The organism is Desulfoplanes sp. (assembly GCF_054921335.1).
In genome coordinates this window covers 1-19509 of the sequence record NZ_JBUDSQ010000052.1, presented here as the reverse complement: position 1 = coordinate 19509, position 19509 = coordinate 1, and the positions used below count along the sequence as shown (strand labels likewise).

Annotated in this window: 16 protein-coding genes and 3 tRNA genes; 8 read left to right on the top strand and 11 right to left on the bottom strand. The window is 57.1% G+C overall.

Going from position 1 to position 19509, the window contains the following annotated elements; translation table 11 throughout:
- Nucleotides 1–5 precede the first annotated feature (5 nt).
- Nucleotides 6–81, bottom strand: a tRNA-Ala gene (locus tag ACY692_RS10770).
- Nucleotides 82–105: 24 nt separating this feature from the next.
- Nucleotides 106–1611 carry a glycosyltransferase family protein gene (locus ACY692_RS10765; protein WP_462325366.1) on the bottom strand — a complete coding sequence of 502 codons (1506 nt, stop codon included), beginning with the start codon at nt 1609–1611 and terminating at the stop codon, nt 106–108.
- A 27-nt stretch (nt 1612–1638) separates the two neighbouring features.
- Here ACY692_RS10765 and ACY692_RS10760 point away from each other — a divergent pair, with 27 nt between their 5' ends.
- The 6 genes from ACY692_RS10760 (at nt 1639) to thyX (ending at nt 6394) form a co-directional block, all read left to right on the top strand.
- The gene (locus ACY692_RS10760; protein ID WP_462325365.1) at nt 1639–2244 is read left to right on the top strand and encodes an RlmE family RNA methyltransferase; all 606 of its coding nucleotides are present in this window, start codon (nt 1639–1641) and stop codon (nt 2242–2244) included.
- 448 nt (nt 2245–2692) lie between these two features.
- A complete protein-coding gene (locus tag ACY692_RS10755; RefSeq protein ID WP_462325364.1) occupies nt 2693–3436 on the top strand; it encodes a YebC/PmpR family DNA-binding transcriptional regulator in 744 nt (247 codons plus the stop codon).
- Nucleotides 3437–3441: 5 nt separating this feature from the next.
- Nucleotides 3442–3942 (top strand): crossover junction endodeoxyribonuclease RuvC, encoded by a 501-nt coding sequence (gene ruvC, locus ACY692_RS10750; protein WP_462325363.1) that lies wholly within the window; start codon nt 3442–3444, stop codon nt 3940–3942.
- 179 nt (nt 3943–4121) lie between these two features.
- Nucleotides 4122–4730: a Holliday junction branch migration protein RuvA gene (gene ruvA, locus ACY692_RS10745; RefSeq protein WP_462325362.1), complete on the top strand. Its 609-nt coding sequence runs from the start codon at nt 4122–4124 to the stop codon at nt 4728–4730.
- On the top strand, nt 4730–5704 hold the full coding sequence (ruvB, locus tag ACY692_RS10740; protein ID WP_462325361.1) for a Holliday junction branch migration DNA helicase RuvB: 975 nt from the start codon (nt 4730–4732) through the stop codon (nt 5702–5704). Before ruvA ends, ruvB begins: the two co-directional genes overlap by 1 nt.
- A 39-nt stretch (nt 5705–5743) precedes the next feature.
- Complete coding sequence (gene thyX / locus ACY692_RS10735) at nt 5744–6394, top strand: FAD-dependent thymidylate synthase (protein WP_462325360.1); 651 nt, start codon at nt 5744–5746, stop codon at nt 6392–6394.
- 257 nt (nt 6395–6651) lie between these two features.
- Here thyX and ACY692_RS10730 read toward each other — a convergent pair whose 3' ends face one another.
- From ACY692_RS10730 to ACY692_RS10715, 4 genes are all read right to left on the bottom strand, one after another.
- Nucleotides 6652–7443 (bottom strand): UPF0280 family protein, encoded by a 792-nt coding sequence (locus tag ACY692_RS10730; RefSeq protein ID WP_462325359.1) that lies wholly within the window; start codon nt 7441–7443, stop codon nt 6652–6654.
- Between the two features lie 56 nt (nt 7444–7499).
- Nucleotides 7500–8645, bottom strand: a complete 1146-nt coding sequence (locus ACY692_RS10725; RefSeq protein WP_462325358.1) for an LPP20 family lipoprotein — start codon at nt 8643–8645, stop codon at nt 7500–7502.
- Nucleotides 8646–8849: 204 nt separating this feature from the next.
- Complete coding sequence (locus ACY692_RS10720) at nt 8850–10952, bottom strand: GNA1162 family protein (RefSeq protein WP_462325357.1); 2103 nt, start codon at nt 10950–10952, stop codon at nt 8850–8852.
- A gap of 316 nt (nt 10953–11268) precedes the next feature.
- Nucleotides 11269–12375 carry a glycosyltransferase family 4 protein gene (locus ACY692_RS10715; RefSeq protein WP_462325356.1) on the bottom strand — a complete coding sequence of 369 codons (1107 nt, stop codon included), beginning with the start codon at nt 12373–12375 and terminating at the stop codon, nt 11269–11271.
- A 78-nt stretch (nt 12376–12453) separates the two neighbouring features.
- Here ACY692_RS10715 and ACY692_RS10710 point away from each other — a divergent pair, with 78 nt between their 5' ends.
- Complete coding sequence (locus ACY692_RS10710; protein ID WP_462325355.1) at nt 12454–13311, top strand: glycosyltransferase family 2 protein; 858 nt, start codon at nt 12454–12456, stop codon at nt 13309–13311.
- A 33-nt stretch (nt 13312–13344) separates the two neighbouring features.
- Nucleotides 13345–15951 (top strand): tetratricopeptide repeat protein, encoded by a 2607-nt coding sequence (locus ACY692_RS10705; protein WP_462325354.1) that lies wholly within the window; start codon nt 13345–13347, stop codon nt 15949–15951.
- 100 nt (nt 15952–16051) lie between these two features.
- Here the strand turns inward: ACY692_RS10705 and ACY692_RS10700 are convergent, their stop codons facing one another.
- From ACY692_RS10700 to ACY692_RS10680, 5 genes are all read right to left on the bottom strand, one after another.
- Nucleotides 16052–16369, bottom strand: coding sequence for a TusE/DsrC/DsvC family sulfur relay protein (locus ACY692_RS10700; RefSeq protein ID WP_462325353.1), 318 nt, complete (start codon nt 16367–16369; stop codon nt 16052–16054).
- 337 nt (nt 16370–16706) lie between these two features.
- Entirely contained in the window at nt 16707–18431 is a 1725-nt protein-coding gene (locus ACY692_RS10695) for a YcaO-like family protein (RefSeq protein ID WP_462325352.1), read from the bottom strand.
- Nucleotides 18428–19156, bottom strand: coding sequence for a class I SAM-dependent methyltransferase (locus ACY692_RS10690; RefSeq protein WP_462325351.1), 729 nt, complete (start codon nt 19154–19156; stop codon nt 18428–18430). Before ACY692_RS10690 ends, ACY692_RS10695 begins: the two co-directional genes overlap by 4 nt.
- A gap of 139 nt (nt 19157–19295) precedes the next feature.
- Nucleotides 19296–19370 (bottom strand) — tRNA-Gly (locus tag ACY692_RS10685).
- Nucleotides 19371–19373: 3 nt separating this feature from the next.
- Nucleotides 19374–19448 (bottom strand) — tRNA-Cys (locus ACY692_RS10680).
- Nucleotides 19449–19509: the final 61 nt, after the last annotated feature.

Below are 19509 nucleotides of genomic sequence, written 5' to 3'. Positions count from 1 at the left end.
TTATTTGGTGGAGGCGATGGGGATTGAACCCACGACCTCAGCGTTGCGAACGCTGCGCTCTCCCAGCTGAGCTACGCCCCCGGATGTGAAGATGTGCCTTTACGATTATTTGTCGAGGATATCAAGAATTTTTTGGACCCGGTGGTCGTAGGTGTGGTGGGCGAGGATTTCGTTTTGCCATGCAGCGCGCAGGTCGGTTTTTTCTTGGGATTCATGGGTGAATCGGCGGATCAGGGGCGGGAGTTCGTGCGGGGATCTGAAAGAAACGGGGGCGCAGAGTTTTTCGGGGAAGATGTGTTGGCCGGGGGTGGTATCGGTGATAAGGAAGCCTCCGGATGCCCAGACGTCGAAGTTGCGTTGGGTCAGGCCATGGGGGAGGAGCATGCTGGTCATGTTCAATGTGATGGCGGCCCCGGTGTACCATGCACTGAGGGGGCCGTAGTAGTCCAGGAGGGGGTGGAGGGTGAACGGGTGGGACAGGTGGTTCTCCCATGCGGTGTCGCCGACAATGGTCAGGTCGGTGCATGCGGCCGCTTGCTCGAGGCAGGTTGTTCGCCATGCCAGGGCGGTTTCCTCGGCGCCGAGTCCGGCGTTGCGGATCGCGTGACCGGGCCAGAAGTTGGTGATGCCGAGGCGGTCGATCCACCAGGCAACATCCCTGCGTTTGCCCTGCATGATATCCCGGCGGGCTGTTTCAAGAAGGGGGGCATCCAGGGATGTGCCGGCAAAGAACCCCTGTTTGCGGGGAAAGGAGGTTCTACCCACGAATGTGACCAGGGGGGTGTCATGGTTATCGGATTGACCGGATGGCTTGAAAAAACCGGGGTCTGTTGCCAGGGGAAGGTGGAACGGTTTGCCGCCGAGGTCCCGGAGTGGGCGGATGAACCAGTCGTCGGTCACTCCCAAGGGGATGTCCTTCCAAAAATTCCCCTGGCACTTTCCCAGGATATGGAAGGGGTTGTCCACCATCCAGGCCATGACATCCGCGCCTGCTTGCCGTAGGAGATGGTAATGGCTTCCATAGCTGTCCAGCCCGGCCAGGTTGAGGCTCACAAACAGCGTGGGGGAGATGCGGGAGAGGAGATCCGCGAGCTGATCCGTTGTAATGTCTTCCGGGATGAGCACGGGTTGTACGCCGATCCGCTCAAAGGCGCGGGCCAATTCCGGGGCGATGAGTCCGTTTGGGGAGCAGGGCAGAAGGACAACGTCCGTTTGGGGAGGCCGGGGGGACGGATCCAGGGCAAGGCGGACCCGGGCCAGAATGGGGCCCCAAAAGGATGGAAAGAGGCGCTCGCCGGGCGTGTAGGTCCATAGAGTGGATGTGGACAGACGCTCGGGCGTCAACTCTTTCGAAAATATCCGCTGGAAGGAGGAGGGGATTCGTTCGTGCCAGTCCTGGTCCATCTGGTCCCAAAATTGGTCGCATTCGATGAACCAGGTTTTGTCCGGAAGACCCTGCATGTCAGGCAGGGCTTCCGGGGTTGGGCCAAGTCCTAGAAAAATGTGGTCTTTGCCGTGGCCCGTGCGTTTGAACGCATTTGTGATACCGGGCAGGGTCCTGGTTTTTCCGAGCTCATTTTGGGTCTTTACACGCGTGGGACGGGCTGGCATTATTTAACTCTTTTTTTGGGAAAGCTCATGAAAAAATACAGAGATCACTATTTCAAGCGGGCCAAGCAGGAAAATTATCCTGCCCGGTCCGTATATAAGTTGCAGGAGATGGACAAGAGTTTTCAGCTCCTGCGGTCCGGTCAGAGGGTTCTCGATCTGGGGGCGAGCCCGGGCTCGTGGACCCTGTACGCCGCCAAGAAGGTCGGCAGCAAGGGCCAGGTGCTGGGAGTCGACCTCAATCCCGCCAACACATCCTTTCCTTCCCAGGTGACCTTCCTGCAGGAAGATGTCTTCAACCGTTCCCCCCAGTTCCAGGAATTGCTCGATACATGGGCTCCCTTTGAGCATGTCATAAGCGATATGGCCCCCAAAACATCGGGGATCAAGTTCAAGGACCAGGCATTGTCCCTGGAGCTCGTGGAGGAGGCCTTTGACCTGGCCAAGACCTGTCTGGCTGCGGGGGGGTGCCTTGTGGTCAAGATCTTCGAGGGGCCCGATGTCCATGGGTTCACCCAGAGCCTCAGGCCGTGGTTTACCACGGTCAAGACCTTCAAGCCCAAGAGTTCCCGGTCCGAGAGCAAGGAGATATTTATCGTCGGCAAGGGATTCAAGCCCGGGGACCACACTGATTGAGTTCTTGGAGCAATGCCGGATAATTATATATAGTTCGTAATAACTGGGGTCAAAATTTTGGTGTCACGATATTTTTAATTGTAGCACTCAATCTGAGTGACGACCAACAAATTTCTGGAAATTGGTGGAGTTAAGAAATCCAAGACGGTCATGCTAACCCAGAACCACGTTGAAACACAAAGTTTTCAAAATGGATTGTGGATGTACTTCCAAGGCAACCAAATCGTAGGGGCACCCGCAAGAGGTGCCCCTACGGATCGTCGCTTGGATCAGGGGTTCGATAAAAACCCAACATTCCAAAATGGTTTTGGTTTAACCATCTGTAATCTTTTAAATCTTTTAAATTTCTTGAATTTCTAAAATCCAGAATTCTACTTTTTGGAAGGTCTATCTGAATAATTACCTGGATTATTACCATATTTATAAAATGATAAAGGAGGAAATCTATATGGCCGGACATAGTAAATGGCACAATATCCAGCACAGGAAGGGACGGCAGGATGCCGCTCGGGGAAAGGTGTTCACCAAGGTGACCAAGGAGATCATGCTCGCGGCCAAGGCCGGCGGCGGTGATCCCACCGGGAACAACCGGCTCAAGAGTGCCATTGAAGCGGCCAAGGGGGTGAACCTGCCCAAGGACAAGATCGAGACGGCCATCAAGAAGGGTACCGGTGAACTGGCGGCCGACGCCATCGAGGAGGTCATGTACGAAGGGTATGGACCGGGCGGCGTAGCCATCCTGGTCGATGCCGCCACGGACAACAAGAACAGGACCGTTGCCGAGGTGCGCCATATCCTGAGCAAGGGCGGCGGTTCCATGGGCGCATCGGGTTGCGTCGCCTGGATGTTCGACAAGAAAGGGATCTTCGCCTTTTCCAAGGATGCCCATAGCGATGAAGAACTCCTGGAGATCGGCCTGGAAGCCGGTGCAGAGGACATCGTGGATGATGGGGATACCTGGCAGGTGCAGTGCGCACCCGAGGATTTCACTGCCGTGCGCGACGCCTTTACCGGGGCCGGGACCGAACCCGAGGAAAGCGAAATCACCATGATCCCCCAGAATACCGTTGCCGTGGACAAGCCCACCGGGCTCAAGCTGCTCAAACTTTACGACGCACTGGACGAGAACGAGGACGTCCAGAACGTGTACGCCAACTTTGATCTGCCCGACGAACTTATGGACGAGATGTAGGGGGGATGGGCGCGGACGTGGTTGTTTTGGGGATCGATCCGGGGTCGCGGTGCTGCGGGTATGGAGTGGTCCGGGAGTCATCGGGACAGCTTGGCCTGGTGGATACCGGGACCATACGTCCCCCGCTGGATGGGCCGCTGAGTACCCGGCTGGGATATATCTTTGCGGCCATTGTGGAACTCATCAAGACCCACGGGCCGGATGTCGCATCCGTGGAAGAGGCTTTTTTCGCCCGTAACGCCTCCTCGGCCCTCAAGCTCGGACAGGCCAGGGGGGCGGTCCTCACGGCCTGTGCGCACCGAGGGGTTCCCGTGCACGGCTACGAGCCGACAGTGGTCAAGAAAACCATTGTTGGTGCGGGCCGGGCCGAGAAATCCCAGGTCGCGTTCATGGTCGCTCAGCTTTTGGGCTGCAAGGGGAATTGGGCCAAGGATGCCAGTGACGCCCTGGCCATTGCCATTTGTCATCTCAACCAGAGACGGCTCCAGCGTTTGTCTGGGGGCTGACGGTATCCTCCTGGGAACGCCCCGGCCCTTTGGTCGGCGTTTGGGGCAAGAGAGAGGGGGCTTGGTTTGTCCGGCGGCTGTTTTGCGCCCTGCCTGCCCCTACGGAAAAATTGCACTGGGAGCGTGGTCTGTGATGGACGCCACTCAAGGTTGTATCGCCTGAACATGCGGGAGATGGGATGATCGCCTATATCAAGGGAATGTTACTCCAGAAAAAGGAAAACGGGTGTGTTGTCCTGACCGAATCCGGCGTGGGGTACGGGGTTGGGATGAGCGGTCAGGCCGTGGCCCGGTTGGGAGACATCGGCACCCCGGTTTCTCTGTATATCCAGACCATCGTTCGTGAAGACGTGCTCGCCCTGTACGGGTTTTCCACCTGGGAAGAGCGCGAGTTGTTCGGGGTCCTCATCGGGGTTCCCAAGCTCGGCCCCAAGACGGCCATGACCATGCTTGCCTTTTTTGAGCCCGGGGAACTGGTTGCAAAAGTGGCGGCTGACGATGTGCATGCCCTGACCCGGGTGCCGGGGATCGGGGCCAAGTCGGCCAAACGGATCGTTCTCGATCTCAAGGACAAGCTCTCGGGATTCACGGCAGTGGCAGTAGCGCCCACATCGGTGCCGGAAAGCCGGGTCTTCGAGGATACCCTGGGAGGGCTTTTTGCTCTGGGATACAGCGAGCGCGAGGCTTCTCCCGTCGTGTGCAAGGTTCTTGAAGACGATCCCGACCTGGATGTGGCGGGAGCGATCCGTGTTGCCCTCAAACTTCTATCCTCAGCTGCGTCTGCCTGATGACTACACCGACCACCCCTCTGGATGACCATATCCGTCCCGGAAGTCTGGACGACTTCATCGGTCAGAAGGATGTGCGGGCCAATCTGCGCATCTATCTCCAGGCCGCCAGGGACCGGGGGCAGCAGCTCGACCATGTGTTGCTGTACGGCAACCCCGGATTGGGCAAGACCACCCTGGCCCAGATCATGGCCTCGGAGCTCGGGGTCAATCTGGTCAGTACCTCGGGGCCGGTGCTCGAACGGTCCGGTGATCTGGCGGCCATTGTCACCAATCTGAAGAAGAACGACCTGCTGTTTATCGACGAGATCCACCGCATGCCCGCCAATGTGGAGGAGATCCTCTATCCGGGCATGGAGGATTTCAAGCTCGACCTGATCATCGGCCAGGGACCCGGTGCCAGGACGGTCAAAATTGATCTGGAACCGTTCACTCTGGTGGGAGCCACGACCAGGATCGGTCTGCTGACCTCTCCGCTCCGGGATCGGTTCGGGGTCATCTGCCGTCTGGAATTCTACGAACCCGAGGATCTGGCCGACATTGTCTCCCGCGCGGCTTCCATCTTCGGGATCTCCATCACTCGGGAAGGATCCCTGGAGATCGGGAAGCGTTCCAGAGGCACCCCGCGTATCGCCAACCGGCTGTTGCGCCGGGTGCGCGATTATGCCCATGTCAAGGAGTGTGGTGTGATCGATGCGACGATCGCGGCGAAGGGCCTGGACATGATGGATGTGGATGCCAACGGGTTGGACCAGATGGACCGGAAGATCCTCTCCTGCATCATTTCCCATTTTTCGGGCGGCCCGGTTGGTGTGAAGACCATTGCTGTGGCCTGTTCCGAAGAGGTCCGGACCATCGAGGAGATTTATGAGCCCTATCTCATCCAGTCGGGGCTGCTTAAACGGACCCCGCGGGGCAGGGTGGTCACGGAAAAGGCGTACCGGCATCTGGGGATGCCGTTTTGCGGATCTTGAGTACGATTACACCCCAACTTTTATCAAAGGCCGATGACCATGCGTATTGTTGAACCTTCCTATTCCATTTTGCAGATGCCCGACGGGGAACATGTTCTTACACACCTGGAACGGGCGGCCAGGACCTGTTACAAATCCGAAGACAAGATTACCGAGGGATCGGCCGGGAAATTGATCGGGAGAATCCTGCAGGTCAGGCATGAGAGCGTGCTTGAGCATGCGAGCGTCAGTGTGCGTATTGTCTGTGACCGTGGCATCTCCCATGAGATCGTTCGGCACCGTCTGGCCTCTTTTTCCCAGGAGTCGACGCGGTATGCCAATTATGCCAAGGAGAAGTTCGGCAAGGAGATCACCGTGATCCGGCCTTTTTTCTGGGAAGAGGGTTCCACAGAGTATGGTTTGTGGCTCGAGGCCATGGAAAAGGCCGAACAGATCTATTTGACCATGCTCGAGTCCGGTGCCAGACCCCAGGAGGCCCGCTCAGTCCTGCCCAACAGCCTGAAGACCGAGATCGTGGTCACGGCCAATCTGCGGGAATGGCGGCATATCTTCAAGCTGCGCTGTGCCTCGCCCGCCCATCCCCAGATCCGTCAGATCATGCTCCCCATGCTCGCCAGTTTCCACGAGCGGATCCCGGTGGTGTTCGATGATTTGTATGGGATGTTCCGTGAGGATATCGCCAGCTGGTAGGGGACCGAGGGACGGGGGCGAGGAACAAGGAACGGAGACGGGAGACGGGAGGACTCGACAGTCATCCACGGATGTGATCCGGGATCGTCATGGGGCTGATGATTCTTCGGCGTATTGGCCACGTCCTTTTTTGGGCGTATAGACTGCAGACCTGGGCGGACACATCGGTCCGCCCCTACGATTTTTCCATCCACTTTTGTGACTATTCAGGCCGAAACGTTGGTCGCTGGTAGCCCCGCCTGATATTCCCCACCCCTTCAACCCAATCCCACCAGCTCCATCTCCCCCCTGATCCCTATCTGGCCCTCGCATTGGGCCAGGACCCCCAATAATCCCTTCTCGCGGAACCCGTCCGCCAATCCAAGGACCTTGCGCAGGTCCTTTCGTGTTTTGAGCTCGTTGCACAGCCTGGTTGCAGCGGCATCGGCCAGGGGGCCCGAACGGGCACGGGTTACCACCAGATCTCCTCTGCCCAGGCTCAGGGAATGGCCGATGGACGCCGAAGACGCGCAGACCGCGCACGGGAAATCCCTTGGTTCCAGAGAAAGTCCCAGGGTCATCTCGTTGTCCGGATCGGGCAACAGGCCAATGGTCCTGGGACTACTTGAGCGGATGAAGATATCCCCCCCGTTTTCCACCAATATGTCGCCACACTCTGGGCCGAAGGTGTCGGCCACGTCCTGGGCGATGGCCCCGGCTACTGTGGCCATGGGGCCTACTTGCACGGCTCGGGCCGCCTCGAGCATGGTTCTGATCAATGCCGAACCATCGGGTGCGGGCGGGAGCGGTGTCAGTGCGGTTAGAAATGCCGGATGGAGCTGGGCATAGGCCATGATCCGGCCTCGAAGGGCATGGACATGGTCGAAAACGGGGTCACGCAGGTCCTGGTCGCAGATGATGCATAGGTCGGTCTGCTCTACGACCACCTGGAACATGCGTTCGTGATGGTGGGCATAGTTCTGTCTGTAGGCGCGGAAGGTTTCGGTGTGGAGGTCCATGGCTGGTTCTTGTCGGGAATCGATGGTGTTCGGTGTGCTGTCAAACCACATCAGCCGCGCTCACAAGGGCGCGGCTGATGTGGTTTGGAAGAGTGGAAAGGATGTTCCTAGAAAACGATGACAACCTTGCAGTGGGACATGAAATTGTCACGGTCATTGAGGATGGCCAGGAGGTCAGCGCTCGCTCCTTCGGGGAGGAAGAGGGTCCGGTTTCCCTTGAACGACTTGGCCACCTTGACCGTGAGTGGCAGGTTCCCCACCAGGGGAGACTGCTGTGCCTGGTGGACATTGCGGTAGAACCGTACATACCCCTGGCGGATGGCAGTGTGCCGGTCCACGTACGAACCCGGATAGAGGAGCTTGCTCTGCCCAAAGATCTTGGGGCGTAGGCAAGGCTTGAAGCCGATGCTCCGGGCGTCGATGACCAGACCGGTGTACCCGGCCAGGTTCCCTGAGACCGATTTGGCTTTGCTTGGTGGTCCGGAGATTTTTGTTTTTTCAAGAGTCGCCAGCCTGTTGGAGATGGTTGTCAGTCGGGTCAGGATCCTGGTCTGGTTGTCCTGGAGTTCTTTGATCTTGCCGCTGGTGGTCAGGGCCACTGGCCGGAGGTCAAAGGTCTGGTTTTGGGTCAGCAATGTGACCAGCTGGATGAACAGGTTGGAGAGTTCCTCCTGCTCGGAACGGATGTTTTGCAGGGAGTTGACGTGTCGTTCCAGGGCCGCGGTACGGCTCTCGAGCTGGGCCACCCTGGAGGCCAGGGACGTGTCCGTGCCGGAAGCGATCGGCATGGGGCGTGGTTCGGGAACGTCGGCAAGGATGGCACGGCTCAATTCCCCGGTCAGGGGCATGCTGATGTCCGCGGTACAGGCCCCGGCCCTGTCAAATGCGTAGTTCTCGATCCTTGCCCCCTTGATCACGCCCTTGATCCTGGTGACGATGGTGTCGTCCTGGACCATGTAGTTCTTGACCGTGGTCTCGGAATCAATGTGCACGCCCTTGATGACTTCCAGGAGGTTTCGCTGGGCAACCACCTTGGCCGCTCCGCGGGCCAGAATCTTGGCGTGGGCCGCGTTCATGGCATTGGGCCCGGCCACGCCGAATCCAGTGGCCCGGACCCGCATGGATTCCCAGTCGATGAACCCGTACTCGCCCACCTGCTCCGTCCCCTGGGGCCCAAGGGCCAATGCCGGGACCGTGGAAAGGAAGGCTACGGCGAACAGCAAGATTGTCAAATGGATGCGGTATGGTCTCATAGTGTCCCCCCCGATGAGGTGAGATACATGGTTCGTGATTGTAAGCCAAAACCCGTTTGCTAACCTGCGTTCTGGCGATGGATCCATACAAAGATTGCTTCTGCGCTAACGAACTGATGAGCACGTACGTCCCACAGATCTGGATCACGTATCCGTTGCACACAAAACTACGGGGTCCAAAGTCGGTTTGGTATCCCCCTGCGGTCAGGGCCGTTCGGGCAGTACCGGATCGATGAGCAAACCTTCGCCAAGGAAGAGATCCGGTGATGGCTCGGGACTGCCCCAGAAGTTGTTGCGCAGATCGATCTGTACGGGAACGAAACTCTGGACCTGGAAAGGGGTGTTGTTTTCAAAGATGTTCCCGTGGATCTTGGGTGCAACCCCTTCGCCCGCGATGAGCAATCCTCCCATTCCTTCATTGGCATGCACGAAACATCCGGTCATCTCGGGACCGGCCCCATTCCCCAGGTCGATCCCGGCCTGGGAACTGGCCGTGATCTCCGTATGGGAGACGGACGGCGAGGCCTTGATGAGTTTGAGACCGGTGGCCGCCTTGTTGATACGGACATGGGCCAGTACCCCGCCCGGAACATCGTTCATGGCCACGCCCTTGTAACTCCCGGAAGGGGCGGTCGGCGTTTCAGGGGTGAGAACCACGGGGTTGTCGGCCTGGCCGTAGAGGAAGAGCCCGCCCTTGTTTACGGTCAGACCCGTATCCGGCCTGAACAGAAGGGTCGTTCCCGGCTCCGCGTATAGGGCGCCAACGGGTCCGATGACCAGGTCTTTTTCCACGACAAAGGGCCCCTTGGCCGCGCGCAGGAGAATGGATTCTTGTATTGTTCCGCCCAGTACCGGGCCGGGCTGGGCAAAGGAGTACAATAGGGGATGCGGAAGGGCCACGGCCTTGACCGGTTGGGTGGAGTCTCCCCGGTTGCCTGCCTTGTCCACAGCGGTGATTTTTATATAGACCGGATCAAAGTTGGCCCTGTCCTGGAGCATGTACCGGTTGTCCTCTTCCTTGCCCAGCAGGACGAAGCCGGATTTTGGGGTGTCGCTGGTCCAGATCTCATAGGAGATGATGTCGGGTTCGTCCGATCTGGTCCAGTTCAGCTCGATCTTGCCGTTCAACGGAGATACCGCAAACCCTGCAGGGATCTCGGGCGGCTTGGAGTCGATATCCACCAGGTGGACCGGATCCAGACGCGTGGCCTGGGTGCCGGCCGTGGAGACCAGATACCCCTTGGGCATGAGCCCGTAGGCCTGCCTGTCCGGTCCGACAACATAGGTACCTTCGTAGATCTCCCGGTTGGCGAGTTCCTTTTCAATGGCCGCAACAAGCTCCGGGGTGAGTTCGTGGCCGGTTTCCACATACTGGTTTTTGATCTCCTCGAGGATGTCGTCCCATAGGGCGGCCTTGACCGCAGCGGAGACCGGAGAAAGTTCTATGCCCGACTGGAAGGATTCCAGATCCACATAGGCCCGGGCCCCGGGATCGCCGATGAGTCTGAAGGAGACGGACTGCCCCGCGGTGAAGGGATGGTCGGCGTTCATGCACGTGAACAGATCGATGCGCGGGAGCTTCTGGCGTGTGGCCAGGACGGATTCAGGCAGTTCGATGCTGCTGACGATTTCCCGGAAGAGATTGTCGTTTTGTTCGAGCATGGCCTCTTCCCGAAGATTCCACAGGGAGGCCACCGCGCTCATGGCCAGACCGATGGGGGTCAGGGAGACACCGCCGGCAGTGGCCCTGCTCACATTCTTGGCCCGCCAGAGGAGCTCGCCCGAGGAAAGGTCCCACATGCGTACTTCGCATCCCACCGCGATCTGGGAGAAGATTCCGGCGAACAAACGGTCGAAATGGGTGATCTCTCCGGTCACCAGTCCATCGACACCGAGAATGGACCGCAGTTTCTCGGGGTCGGTCTGCAGGAGTTCGTTGACCTTTTCCGGGGTGTCCAGTCCGGCGTTCTTCAGCCTAAGATCGGTGTCATAGATCTCCAGATCCTTGAAGGGAAGTGAGGAGACATGATTGTACATACCCTTGCGTACAATGGCGGCCGGGTTTTCATTGTCCATCTCAATGGACCATGCGCTGGGGTCCGCCTTGAGAAAGGGGGCTACTGCAACGGAGGTCGGGGGGCGTTTGCGCATCAGCGGGGTGTTTTCATACTCCCCGTTGAAAAAATTGAACGCCTCGGTGGTCATGATTGCGGTCGGTTCCTTGCGCGATCCCGTATGGGCGCAGGCCGTGATGAATCCCAGACAGACCAATAGCAGGACACAACGGACCAGTGATCTGGAAAGCATGGTATCTTCCCCCATGGGCAACAATGGAATAGATGGATAAAATATAACGTGATAGTCGGACTATTCCACAGGAGGGAAGAAAAAACAAGAAAAAGGGGGACGATAGCAGGGAGAGGGGGGACGGGAGAAAAGGAGACATCATCCCGGACTTGATCCGGGATCTCCATGGACTTTGCGTTGCATTGAGGTTTGGAACACGTTTCTGGCGTTCAAGATCCCGGATCAAGTCCGGGATGACGGTCATCGTCGAAAATTTGGCTCCAAAGGGAGAATCCTTTCCTGGGCTCCACAAGCCAAGATGTGGGCATTTCCGTACTCAGTCGAGGAGTTTTTTATAAATATCAAGGGTCTGGCCGAGAAAATCCTCCCCCTCCAATCCATTGATGGTTGCGGCTTGTTCCTTGCAGAGTGTCTGACGGAAATCCGGATCATTGACCCCCCGGGCAAGGCACGTTGCCAGGGCGGGAACGTCTCCCGGGGCTACCAGGGCGCGTGGGGAGAGCAGATCGGGCATTACGCCGACGGAGGTTCCGACCACGGGGACGGAGCAGGCCATGATTTCCAGTGTGGCCCGGGCGATGGTCTCGGACCACAGGGATGATACCACGCCGAGATCCAGGGCGCTGATACACGCTGCCACATCGGAACGCTTTCCCGTGACCACGGTGATGTCCTCTACCCCGTAATCCTTGATCCATTGCCTGACCTGGGTCTCGCTCGTATCGGTCTCGAATCCGAGGAGCATGAGCTTGATATTTTTTGCCCCGGTTTGGGCCCTGGCCCCGGCCACGGCCTCGATGGTCTCTTTTTGTCCCTTGACCCGGTCGAACCGGCCCAAAAGACCGATAACTACGTCCTGATCGTCATAGCCGAATTCTTGCCGGACCCTGGTCCGTCCCTCGGGGTCGAAGGCGAATCCGGACCGGTCCACCCCCCCGATGACCTGGAAAAGGCGGTCCGGGCCGAGATGGAATCTGTTCCTGAAATGGTCACGCATCTGGGTGTTGGTGGAGATGACCGCGTCGGTCATGTGACGGTGGAGGACCTGATTGAAGATGTTTGCCTTGGGTAGCCGTTGGTCCCCACGGGTGCGGACCAAACGGAAGTTGCCCTTGAGCCGGCGTAAACATCCCCAAAGAACGAAGGATTCCCCCCGGTGGCAATTGACAATGTCCGGTGAAAAGGAGTCGACCAATGTGGCGAGTTCGCGGTAGAGTCCGAGTACCCCCCAGGGTGTTTGCGTATTCAGATCCATTGGGCTAATGGGAAGACCCCACGAGTGGGCCTTGTCATAGGATTCCGTCCCCTCGAGCCCCAGAATGCGCACATCGTGTCCGGCCCTGATGAGCAGTTTGCTCAAGTAAAGCCCATACCATGCCGTTGCGTTAAAAAAACGGACGTTGACGACCTGAATGATTTTCATGGGAATTTGTTTGAAATGTTTGAAATTTTAGGTATTTAAGAAATTCTTAGAGATTTTAGAGCGTTGAAAGAGTAGGTTATGCCCCTCGTCTCCGTGATCATTCCGACCCACAATCGGTCCGGACTTGTTGCCAAAGCGGTCGCCTCGGCGCTTGACCAGACCTGGACGGACCTGGAGGTCCTTCTGGTTGATGACGGGTCTGCCGACGACACTCTCGACCGTGCATGCCGGATCGAGGATCCACGTCTTAGGGTATTCAGTCAGGAAAATAAAGGGGTCAGTGCGGCCAGAAACCTCGGGTCAGCGCATGCCCGGGGACGGTATATCGCCCTCCTTGATTCCGATGATTACTGGCTGCCCACAAAACTCGAGCGCCAATTGCGGTTCATGCAGGAAGGCGGGTTCCATATCGCACAGACCCAAGAGATATGGGTGCGCAGGGGAAAACGGGTCAATCCCAAGCATATCCACGCCAAGTTTTCCGGATGGTTTTTCGCCCCCTCCCTTGGCCTCTGTCTCATAAGCCCCTCGTGTGTCATGTTTTCCCGCTCGTTCTGGGACCGTGTCGGACCGTTCGATGAATCATTGATCGCCTGTGAGGACTACGATCTCTGGCTCAAGACCTGTCTGCGCTATCCCGTCGGACTTGTCCCCGAACCACTGGTGGTCAAGACGGGGGGCCGGTCTGACCAGCTTTCGGGAAAGATCATCGGTCTCGATCTCTACCGGTTGTATGCCATGCGCAATCTTCTTGAAAGAAACGGGGTTGTTGGCGTTGACAGGCGGGAGCTTTTGGGGATGCTCAGATGCAAGGCCCGGATCTACATCCAAGGGTGTCTGAAACGGGGGCGGGTCGGTGAGGCCTCACGCGTACACCGGCTTCTTGCTCCATGGATCGACGAGCGTAGTTCCTCCCCGGAGACACCGTCCAACTAGCATGCTCCCATCCACTACAAAGGAAATCCTATCGTGTACCATCTCTCTTCCCTTGTTTCACAGCTGAAGAAAAAGGAACAGGCCGTTGTCGTGGCCAACGGGCACGCTGTCTGGTTGGTCTGGCAAGACTCCCTGTCGGATGCGGTGAGCCAAACATTGTCCAGCTATGGTGGGTGGATACTTGCCGAGGAAAAGGAACAGGCCCTATGGTTTTTTCCCGGCAAGGAGGTGCTCAAGGGATTGGCCAGAATATATGGATGGTCCCAGATCAACCCTCTGGTCATTTTTATCGAGGTCTTTCCGGCCAAACTCTTGGTGGCCTATGATTTTTCCGTGGATATGGCCGTTGATCCCGCCTTGGTAAAACAGAGTGTTCCAGTGCCCAAGGAACTGGATATCCTCGTCGCTCCCCAGGTGGATGTGGAAACCCGCCGTGTCCCCGGACTCCACTTCGATCAAGTCCAGCGGGCGGATCTTGCCGGAGGGTCCTGGAATACGTTCAAGGTCGATACGGGTATGGATTATTCCACCTACCTGGCCTGGTTCCTGTTGATCAAGCCTGTGGGCAATGCCCGTGCCCGTGATTTCGTCGACGGGTGGAGGATGTATTCCAGCCGTCTCAAAAAGCTCTTTGACCAACTCAAAATCAAGTATCTGTACACGGAAGAGACGGAGGTGGTCCTTTACTGCAAGACATACCAGGGGTTGCAGACCCTTTGCCTGGAGCTCATGGATATTCTTTCGGGCAAGGAAGAGGAGGTCAAACCCTGGCCGTGCATATATGTGGGTCTGGAAAAGGAACACCACCATTTTGGGAAGGGATTGCCCAAAAAGCTTGGTATCCCTTGGGATTTTTTGGAGTCGGATTTTATCCATTTTCCATTGAAGACCGTGTTCCAGCTGGGCCGGTCCTTTGTGCCCATGGGAAGGCTCTCCCCTTTCAAGGGAAAGAGTAATCTGGACAGCCTGGTCAAGATGCACCGCAGCCAAGAGGGGCAGGAGGGGGGCGTGGGCAATTTGAAGGTCTTTTTGCCACACCATGCCTTGGATGGGGACAATCCGCCCTGTTTTTATTGTGGATTGCGCAACCATCGTCCGGCTGAGTGTCCGACACGGGTGCTGCGCAATTTAAACAGCGGTGTCCATGATGATCTGGCGGAATTGGATCTCGACCAAATCCGTCAGGCCCTCGATGCCATAGACCAGAAGCTCGGCGAGGAGGGGGTGGAGGGGGTCAAGGATTGTTTGCAGGGAAACAAGGACCCCCACTCCGTGGTTATGGCGGCTTTTTTGGAGATCAATGTCCCCAGCCAAATACGGACTATGCGTCTCGTTTGGAGGAGCAAGGGCAAGGATTGGCCACGTGGGCTCAAGGAGGTGGGGGGACAGGAAGAGGACAGTGCATGGGCTGCCCTGCACCGGTTCCGCAATGGGGATCCAGCAGGGGCGCTCGATAAGCTGGATACATTCATCCAGAGCAGTCCCCGGCATTACAAGGCAAAAACCCTGATGGGATTTATCAGTCTCGAAAAGGGACATCCCCGGAACGCGCTCGCCTCCTGGAAGGAGGCCGAGGAATTCTGTTTCACCTCTTTGCACAAATCTTACCATATCTACCTACGGGCGCGGCTGCATGAAACACAGCTAGAATACGACGAGGCTATGCGCTTGTACAGGGATGCCGTCAAACACAGTCCGGCCATGCTGGAGGCCAGATATCGCCAGGGGGCTTGTTTGGTAAAAACGGGATTTGCCGAGCAGGCCCTGGGCATATTTCTCGATCTTGTCAAAGAGGATCCACGGTACATGAATCTGATCCTCATCGACCCGGAGCTTGAAAGGGGACACCTGCATCTGATGACCGGCTTGTGGAAACCCTGGATGGGTGCCCAAAAGTCCGCCCAGCTATGCCTCAAGGACAGCGATGGCTTGAGCAAAACCGTCGAGCAGTGGTTTTCCGAGGACCACCCGGCACATGACGGGTTCAAGGAACGTATTGCCTCTATGCTTAAGCACAAGGACAAGGAAAACTATGTGCATTTGGTCCATGTCGCCAGGGCCAGCTCGGGTCTGAATGCGGATATCCAAAAGCGGGTGGAAAAAGATATCAAGGAATTGCACCTGGATTGTCGTGAGATGTATGCCGAACTCGAGGAGATACAAAAAGAAGCCGGTTGGTTTCCCTTTTCAAGATATCTGAGCGGGTTCAACAAAGATTTCAATGCGTGTATTCGGGACTTGAACGCCATCGGACGTCTGAATCTCTATCATCCCGACAGCTTCAAGAAGGGACATGGGGCTATGGCGAGGGCGGCCAGTGCCCTGGAGCGACTGCGCGAGCATCTCAAGAGTCTGGTATTTATTCGGGACAGCACGCTTTTTGCCCTTTTGTTCGGAAAGAATTTTTTATGGATAGAGTTGACCTGCCTGGTCCTTTCTATCGCCATTGTGCCCTTGCTGACCATGTGGGGGCTCAAGACCGGGCAGCCCTGGGGGCAGGCGCTCAGTGAGCAGAAATGGCTCATCCACAAGGTGGTCATTATCGTGGCCTCCATCTGTGCCCTTGGAGGGGCGGCTATTTGGACGACCATGCGGTTTGATAAAAAACGTAAAAAATATCTCGAGGACCATTCCCGCTAATCCGGGGAGCATTCCGATAACGGGACGCGTGACGGAATTGCAAACAAAAAAAAGGACGGTCAGAAAACCGTCCTTTTTTGCTTCCAAACAAAATGTTTGACTATACGCAGCCGGTGGGCTTGGGAAGACCGGCCATCTTACAGGCTCCCTTGCCAGGTCCGGAGGGGAACAGCTCGTAGATGTGTTTCAGCTTGAAACCGGTGACCTTGGAAAGGATACGAACCATAGGAGCGATACCATTCTTCTTGTAGTAGTCCTGAAGAAAATCGAGAACCTTCTGATGCTCGTCGGTAACGTCTTTGATACCTTCGCTTTCTTTGACAAAGTCCACCCATTCCGGGCTCCACTGTTCAAAGCTCAACAGGAAACCGTCTTCATCGACATCAAACTGCTTGCCCTCATATTCGACCATTGCCATACGAATAACCTCCTTAAATGATTATTGAGATTAACGAGTATCACCGTACTGCTAATCTGCTGTACCAACGTTCTCTCTTAAAGCTATGTTGCGCCAGGCCTCAAAAATGTCCGATAGAGCCGTCATTTTACGAACCATGGATGCGCTTCCGCTTTCGGTGTATAGACGAAGAATCTTCTTCCTGCAAGAGAAGAATGACATATTTCGTCATCCAAAAGATACCGGGGGGTTGGAAAAGAGCGCTTGAAAAAAGACTTCATCCCAATAGATGTCAACGGTGTTCTTTGTCAACGATTTTCGGGAAGGATTTTATGGAAAAAATTAGGCCGGATTCCGTTTAGGAAACGAGGCCCATCAAGTGTTCCCAAGCAAAAGCAATGTCTGGATCCATGGTAACCGCCTCCTGTAAGCAGGCAACGGCCCGGTCGTTTTTGCCCAGCTTTTCGTAACACAATCCAAGATTGGCCATATCCATGGCAGATCCCGCGTCAAGGGCGAGGGCATGTCGGAAGCAGGCAACGGCCCTGTCAAATCGACCGAGTTTGAACAGGGAGACACCATGGAGGTTGTGATACTCTTTGACATTGTTCTGGAGGCCGATCGCCCGCTCGATATGGGGAACCGCCCCCGACCAATCCTCCATCTGGGTCAGGCAGTGGCCTTGGTAAAAGGCGGACATGGCCCTGTTCTCATTGTCGGGCTGGATTTCCTCGGACAGGGCGAAGAGTGGGTGGGCCATTTCCGGGTATCCCTGGTTGAGGGCAAGCTGGGCCCGGAAGAATGGCAGAAAATGGGCGTCGGGACAGAGCTCTTCCAGCCGGTCCAGTTTGTTCCCGGCCTCATCCGTTGGGGATGTTTCAATGATCCGTTTGCCTGTGAGCATCCCCAGCGAGGCATAGGGTGTGCGTTCCCTAAATGCAAAACCCGGGACAAAGGTGTAGTGGGTGGGAATGCCCAGATTTTCGACGGTCGTCGCCACACTGTAGACGGAGTAGCCCTGCTCGGTCAGAGCCCTGACGGTATGTTCGAGTTCGCGGCCTATGTCCCGGGATGCCGCGCAGGGGAGGTCGGCAAGGGTGCATCCAGGACCCTGCTTGATCCAGGCGGCCTCCTCGAGGGTGTGGTATTTGGAAAGGCCGGAGGGTTCGTAGGTCGTCTTGCTGCCAAAATCGCCCGCCAGTTGGGCCACTTCGGTCAGGGCCCGGATGGCCGCCTTGGCCGGGGAGGTCGCCGTGCCCGCAGTGAAAACGATCTCGCTTTTTTCCGGAAACGTGTTCGGGTCGTAGGCCATGGCCGCCACGGTCGGCAGTGGCATGCCGCAGGTCATGTCCTTGAGGACGACCTCGATTCCCTGTGCATGGAATTTGTCCATGAGGTCCTTGAGGACCGTGTCGTCGCCGGGACGGATGGCAATGGTCGGCAGTGCTGGATGGTCACGGTCCGCCAGGGCGCTGACATGGCGCTCGATCAGTTCGCAGGTGGCCTGGAGAATGGATTCGGTATCCGTGTTTCCGGCCGAAGAGCCGTTGTACTCGTTGATCAGTCTGAACCAGTCCAGGGGAGCCACGACCTCGCGGTTGGTCGCCAGGTCGAGAACCTTGCAAAATTTCCATGGAATGAGGTCAAGGATCTCACGCCCCCGCTGGGGGGTGCAGGAGTCGTTGACCGAATGCAGAATCTGTTCGACGGGAATGAGGCAGTGTCCGAAGGCCTCCATGGCCTGTGACCAGGTCAGGGAGGAGAATCGGGATTCGTCCCTCCAGAGGGTGAAAAATCCGTAGCGTTCCATGAGCTCCATGAGGGCCGAGGCCTCTGCCTGGTCCGACGAAGCTCCTTTGCCCATCTGTTTGCGTCCGGGCATGACCGCCTTGGCGTCCTCTCCGCAGATGGACATGAACACGGGAATGCCCAGGCGGCCCGTGTCGATCCTTCGGTTTTCCGCGAGGATGGTCAGACCGCTGTGGGCAAGGGCCTGTCGCACCCGGGCAACGGTTTCAGCCGGGGAACAGGCCTTGTCCAGATCCTTGTGATACGCCTTGGGACAGGAACCCAGGGTGATCATTGGGCATTGACCTCGTTTTTGGGAGTGAGGCGGTACAGGTCGGCCTGGAAGGGAGTGGTTTCTCCGGATCCATTGTAGCCGATCTGTTTGATGCCGATGTGGAAGAAGGGGGCCGCTTGGGAGAAGAATTCATTTTCCTTGCGGGATCCGTCCCGAGCGAGCAGGGCCATCCCCTCGGGGGCCAGGGAGTTGCGCAGGAAGCGGATCGTCTGTGCGGTATGATCCGTGGGATAGGACAGCTCGGAACCCAGGATGAGATCAAAGGGAACGTCCGCATCCCGGGTTCGTATGTCCAGGGGCAGGGACGTGGCCTTTTCCTGGAGATCGTTTTTGAGGATGTTGATCCGAGTAAAGAGCAGGGCGTCTTCATTGGTGTCCGAGATTGTCGTGGAGAATCCTCGGGCTGCGGCAACGAGGCCCGGAATACCCATGCCGGCTCCGATTTCCAGGACCCGCTTGTCCCTGGAGGGAGGGATCTGGGCCATGGTCAGGGCCAGGAGGGTGGAGGCGGGCCATATCTTGGCCCACAGGGGCAGCTCGATGGATTTTCCCTGCCTGGACTGATCTGCCAGCCGGTCCAGGTATTCAGTCATGTTTGCAATATGGGTGATCTCGAGGGTATGCTCGCCGATACGGACCGGCTTGAAAACAATGGAGAAACGCTGTCGAGCAAGGGCGAGAAGGTCTCCGAGGGATGCGTCTTCCGGGGGGAGAGAAGGGGCCATGGGGGTATCCTCATGCGACAGGGCCGGTGCGAGGGCCCGGCCACTGCATGGATTGTCCGGGCCGATGTACGTTCGCCGGGATCGGGCCGCAGACTTTACAAAAGGAAAAGGCCGGATACAATCCGGCCTTTTGATTTCCTGGAGCGGGAAACGGGATTTGAACCCGCGACTTCAACCTTGGCAAGGTTGCACTCTACCGCTGAGTTATTCCCGCGCTTGGAGGCGGCATCCAGATTTGAACTGGAGAATAAAGGTTTTGCAGACCTCTGCCTTACCACTTGGCTATGCCGCCGAATGTTGGAGCGGGAAACGGGATTTGAACCCGCGACTTCAACCTTGGCAAGGTTGCACTC